The sequence below is a fragment of the Siphonobacter sp. genome (assembly GCF_048595215.1).
Classification (GTDB): domain Bacteria; phylum Bacteroidota; class Bacteroidia; order Cytophagales; family Spirosomataceae; genus Siphonobacter.
The window spans coordinates 1-4,694 of the sequence record NZ_JBMDWJ010000062.1; the positions used below are offsets into that span (position 1 = coordinate 1).

Annotated in this window: 6 protein-coding genes; all 6 read left to right on the forward strand. The window is 46.8% G+C overall.

All coding sequences use genetic code 11. From position 1 onward, the window contains the following. The first annotated feature begins 7 nt into the window (after positions 1–7). The gene (locus ACOJTG_RS03905; RefSeq protein ID WP_420152618.1) at positions 8–154 is read left to right on the forward strand and encodes a cold-shock protein; all 147 of its coding nucleotides are present in this window, start codon (positions 8–10) and stop codon (positions 152–154) included. Between the two features lie 28 nt (positions 155–182). After that, positions 183–374 carry a cold-shock protein gene (locus tag ACOJTG_RS03910; protein ID WP_104715358.1) on the forward strand — a complete coding sequence of 64 codons (192 nt, stop codon included), beginning with the start codon at positions 183–185 and terminating at the stop codon, positions 372–374. Between the two features lie 389 nt (positions 375–763). Beyond that, the gene (locus ACOJTG_RS03915; RefSeq protein WP_420152614.1) at positions 764–1,801 is read left to right on the forward strand and encodes a ClpXP adapter SpxH family protein; all 1,038 of its coding nucleotides are present in this window, start codon (positions 764–766) and stop codon (positions 1,799–1,801) included. Positions 1,802–2,008: 207 nt separating this feature from the next. After that, positions 2,009–2,620: a Crp/Fnr family transcriptional regulator gene (locus tag ACOJTG_RS03920; RefSeq protein ID WP_420152615.1), complete on the forward strand. Its 612-nt coding sequence runs from the start codon at positions 2,009–2,011 to the stop codon at positions 2,618–2,620. Positions 2,621–2,675: 55 nt separating this feature from the next. Next, complete coding sequence (locus ACOJTG_RS03925; protein WP_420152616.1) at positions 2,676–3,599, forward strand: DUF4267 domain-containing protein; 924 nt, start codon at positions 2,676–2,678, stop codon at positions 3,597–3,599. 201 nt (positions 3,600–3,800) lie between these two features. Next, positions 3,801–4,694, forward strand: an 894-nt coding sequence (locus ACOJTG_RS03930) for a multidrug effflux MFS transporter (RefSeq protein ID WP_420152617.1), incomplete at its 3' end; no start/stop codon positions are given.

Sequence of the window (4,694 nt, forward strand, 5' to 3'; positions counted from 1 at the left end):
TGGGTTTATCACCGATGATGAGACCCGGGAAGATTTGTTCTTCCACTCCAGTCAACTGGCACAACCCGTCAAACAGCGGGATCGCGTCACGTTTGAAAAAGAAAAAACGGCCCGAGGATTCAGTGCCGTACGCATTAATAAAGTAAGTAAGTAAATAATAAATCAGTTAAACATCCATTTTCATGCAAGAAGGAATCGTTAAGTTCTTCAACCAAACCAAAGGTTTTGGATTCATTACCCCCACGCAAGGTGGCCAAGACGTCTTTGTTCACATCTCCGGTCTTACGGATGACATTCGTGAAAACGACAAAGTGGTTTTTGAAGTAGAAAACGGCAAAAGAGGCCTCAACGCAATTAATGTACGCGTTGTCTAGGTTTATATATAAACTTGTAGGCATCTTAGTGTAGGTTCATCCGGATTCTTTCCCGATGAGCACCGAGTAAACGAACTCCCGAAGAGTGGTTACAGACCGCACCTTCGGGAGTTCGTTTCGTATACGCCTACCTCTTATTGTCATACTCGTAACGGCTCCTGACGATCGGCTCGTTGAGTATCTGTTAACTATTTCACGACCATAGCCGTGACTTCTCTACATAAACTTTTGGTACTTCGCATTTTAATCCAACGATCCTTCTTTCCACTAGTCAGTTTTTTTTGACTTATTGACTCTGCTTCCCTGACTTTTAATCTTTGCAGCGTCTAAAGAAAATCAAAAGCAGAAAAGCGTCCGCTATTTGAAAGGCGGCTAGTAAAGGGTGGACTATGAAAGATACAGTACTCGTTTATTCACAAGCAAACAAAGTCACCGGAGCTAGTTTCTTACGTACGGCCTACCTGTTTTTCTTTCTTTGCCTTAATTGTTACGCTCAAAATCCGAAAGCCATGAATACTAATCCCTTGTTGTGCGATCCCGAAACGGGCGTTTGCGAAATGCCAGAGCAAGTCGAAAGTAAAAGTATCAATTCCGTCAAAGCAGAAGATAAACCCGTCAAGATCATTTATTTTACCGACCCGATTTGTTCGTCGTGTTGGGGAATCGAGCCGCAGTTACGAAAATTAAAACTGCAATACGGCCACTCCGTAGTGTTTGAGTACCACATGGGTGGATTGCTTCCCGACTGGAGTTACAACAGCGGTGGCATCAGTAAACCCTCCGACGTGGCTCATCACTGGGACGAAGTAAGTGCCCACTACAAGATGCCCATTGATGGCGACGTCTGGCTGGAGGACCCCCTGGATTCTTCGTATCCACCATCTATTGCCTTCAAAGCCGCCCAGTTACAGGATAAAGCGAAAGCCATCTCATTCTTACGGGTACTCCGGGAAATGGTTTTCCTGGAAAAAAAGAACATTACGAAGTGGGAGCACCTGGCCCACGCGGCTACTGTGGTAGGCTTGAATGCGGAAGAACTCAAGCAGGCGTATGAGCACAAGGCTCAGGACTTATTCAAAGCGGACCTGGCCTTGGCCCGTCAATTAGGCGTTCGGGGCTTTCCTTCCATTTTTGTTACGGATGCGACGGGAAAGCAGGAATTCGTATACGGCGTTAAACCGTATAGTACTTTTGAAAACGCGATAAAAGCCATTTATCCTTCGATCGAAAAACGAACCTTTGATTCTTCTTGGGAGAATTTATTCCAGCACTATCCTACCCTGACCATACGCGAATTTTCTGAACTCAGTGAGCTACCCCTGGCCGAAGGAGAAGCTATTTTGAAAAACTTGGCGAGTGAACATAAGATCAAACTAGTACCGTCCAAAAATGGACCTCTTTTTCAGAGAGTCGATTATCAACGATAACTGATTGTATAGGAACAGCGGGCGTGATTTAAGAATCACGCCCGCTGTTTTGTATCAAGATATAGAAAGATTAAGACTAAACAATTATTCGATTTATACGTAATCGTCCCATTCGACCTTTAGAATTGATCCTTTTCTGCTTCCTTTATAAGCTCTTACCTGGGAAATGTAATTCCGATGGATCGATAGTATTTAAACAGATTGCCGATGCGTGAGCCGTTGACTGCTCTTATTCAAACCATTCTTCAAATCGTACCGCTGACTGAAGCCGATCGTACGCTGATTGGGACCTTATTCCAGCCCTGGTTGCTCAAAAAGGGGGATTACTTTGTCCAGCAAGAGCAGGTATGCCCCTTCGTTGGTTTCATTCAGACGGGCTTACTGCGGTACTTTGTCAATCAGGATGGGGACGAAAAGATTTATAGTTTCGGTTTGGAAAATGACTTTGTCTGCGACTACGAAAGCTTTCTCTCGCAACGGCCCTGCCGCCGGGCCATTCAGGCTATCGAAGACACCTCGCTGGTCATCATCTCTCCGGCGAACCTCCAACGTTTATTCACCGAATTGGCCCATGGCGAACGTTTTGGCCGAATCGTGACCGAGCAAATTTACGTCCAGACGATGGGCCAGCTCGTCTCCCTGTATACCGATTCCGCCGAGTCCCGTTATCAGGCCTTTCTAGAGCACTATCCAACCCTTTCAACCCGGATTACCCAGTACCACATTGCTTCTTACGTAGGAGTCAAACCCCAGTCGCTAAGCCGGATTCGGGCCCGCTGGGCGGGTAAGCATTATACCCGTCTTTCTTCACCTGAGTGAATGCAGGGGCCAAGAAGGCTGATCAATTTTGTGAGGTACTTTAACACGCACAACAATGATCACCACGCAACGTATTCCGTCCCCGCTCCGATTGATTATTCTCCTGCTTGGCCTAGGCATGCTTTTCATAGGCGGCCGCTTTTTACTGGCTCCCGAAGCCGGTGAAGTCGGCTTCGGCCTTCAGTATCAGCAGCCGAATTACGCATTCCACGCCATTAAAGGCATACGCGATATCTTTTCCGGCTTGATGATACTCCTGTTGGCCTGGTACCACTACCGCCACCCCCTCTTACTGACTTTTCTGGCCGGTTCGCTGATTCCCCTGACGGATATGCTGATCATCTGGTATACGCCCGGCAGTAATCTTTGGGCCACGCTGATCCACGGCGGTACCGCACTTACCTTATGGCTCCTTTGCTATTTCCTAGTACAGGCGGCCCCTCCATCGAAAACTAATTCGTCAGAGCCTGTTACGGCTTCCGTTAAACGCATTTCGTCCCTATCGGAAAGCAGCGATAGTGTACTGGAATTATCGATCCTACCCGGCGAACGTACGCCCTGGCACTACCATGAATTATTTTCTGAAACATTTCGGATACTAAAAGGCGAATTAACCGTGGGTCAGGGGGACCAAACGCTCGATTTACGCGAGGGGCAGACGGCAACCATCGAGCCAGGTCAGAAGCACTTTTTTAGTAATACATCGGGAAAGGAATGTTTGATTCAAGTAACGGTTTCACCCGGCAATCAGAACTTTGAGGAATCCCTGCTCATCTATAAGGGTTTGGCGAAGGATGGCTTCGCGAGTACGAGCGGAACGCCGAAAAACCTATTGGATTTGGCCTTGTTCATTCATCTCAATGATTCACACATGATTGGCTTTTCAAAAATAGCGGAACCTTTCTTTCGTCTTCTAGCTAGGTATGCTACGCAACGAGGCCGATTAGCTGAACTTAAAGCGAACTACGTTAATAGCTAAGGCCTAGTTACGCAAAATATCTTTGCACATGATCAGGCTTTCTCGTATACTAATTTCAGGTAGATACAGGGACTATTTTATGGGTATTGAATTATTAAAGCGAAATAGTTGTATAACTAGTAGTCGGGCACCGCTTTATTCTTTTGATTTCGCCTGACTACCTGGTCTTCTCTTGTTACGCTAGTACTTCGATTTATTCCCATGTCTCGCAAAACGTATGTTTTCCTAATCCTGATTTTAGGTAGCCTCACGGCATTAGGACCCTTTTCCATTGATATGTACCTGCCGGGTTTTCCGGCCATTGCCAAAGATTTGCATACCACGGCGGCAAAAGTCTCGCTTTCCCTATCCGGATTTTTTATTGGCATCTCCCTCGGGCAGTTGCTGTACGGGCCCTTACTCGATCGGTTTGGGCGTAAGAAGCCCTTGTACGTTGGACTAGTGATCTACATCCTAGCCTCGGCAGGCTGTGCGTATACCGAAAGTATCAATAGTCTGATTTTTATGCGGGTCATTCAGGCCATTGGTAGTTGTGCGGCTTCGGTAGCTTCCATTGCCATGGTCCGCGATTTGTTTCCGGTGAAAGATAACGCCAAAGTCTTTTCGCTACTATTGCTGGTGGTAGGAGCCTCTCCCATGATTGCCCCTACGGTCGGTGGTTACGTCACTTCGGTATTTGGCTGGGAGATGGTATTTATGATCCTAATGGGAATGGGACTGCTGATTTTACTGGCCGTTTTCCTGTGGCTACCCGATAGTTACCAGCCCGACGCCTCCATTTCCCTGAAGCCGAAACCCATTTTGCAAAACTTCTGGAAGGTCTTACGGGAACCTCAGTTTTATACCTATGCTTTCACCGGAGCCATTGCCTTTGCCGGACTCTTTGCCTACGTTTCCGGTTCGCCCATTTTATTTATGGAGGTCTTTCACACCGACGAAAAGGTGTACGGCTGGATTTTTGCCTTCCTTTCCGTGGGATTTATCGGATCAAGTCAGGTCAATACGTTAGTGCTGAATAGATACAAAAGCGAACAAATTGTCAGGGTAGCCCTAATGAGTCAGGTGCTTATCGCACTGACTTTTTTAGTAGTAGCC

Excerpts from the sequence above, each read along its gene's own strand:
- ACOJTG_RS03910 (WP_104715358.1), top strand. The coding sequence starts at position 183 with ATGCAAGAAGGAATCGTTAAGTTCTTCAACCAAACCAAAGGTTTTGGA.
- ACOJTG_RS03915 (WP_420152614.1), top strand. The coding sequence starts at position 764 with ATGAAAGATACAGTACTCGTTTATTCACAAGCAAACAAAGTCACCGGA.
- ACOJTG_RS03920 (WP_420152615.1), top strand. The coding sequence starts at position 2,009 with ATGCGTGAGCCGTTGACTGCTCTTATTCAAACCATTCTTCAAATCGTA.
- ACOJTG_RS03925 (WP_420152616.1), top strand. The coding sequence starts at position 2,676 with ATGATCACCACGCAACGTATTCCGTCCCCGCTCCGATTGATTATTCTC.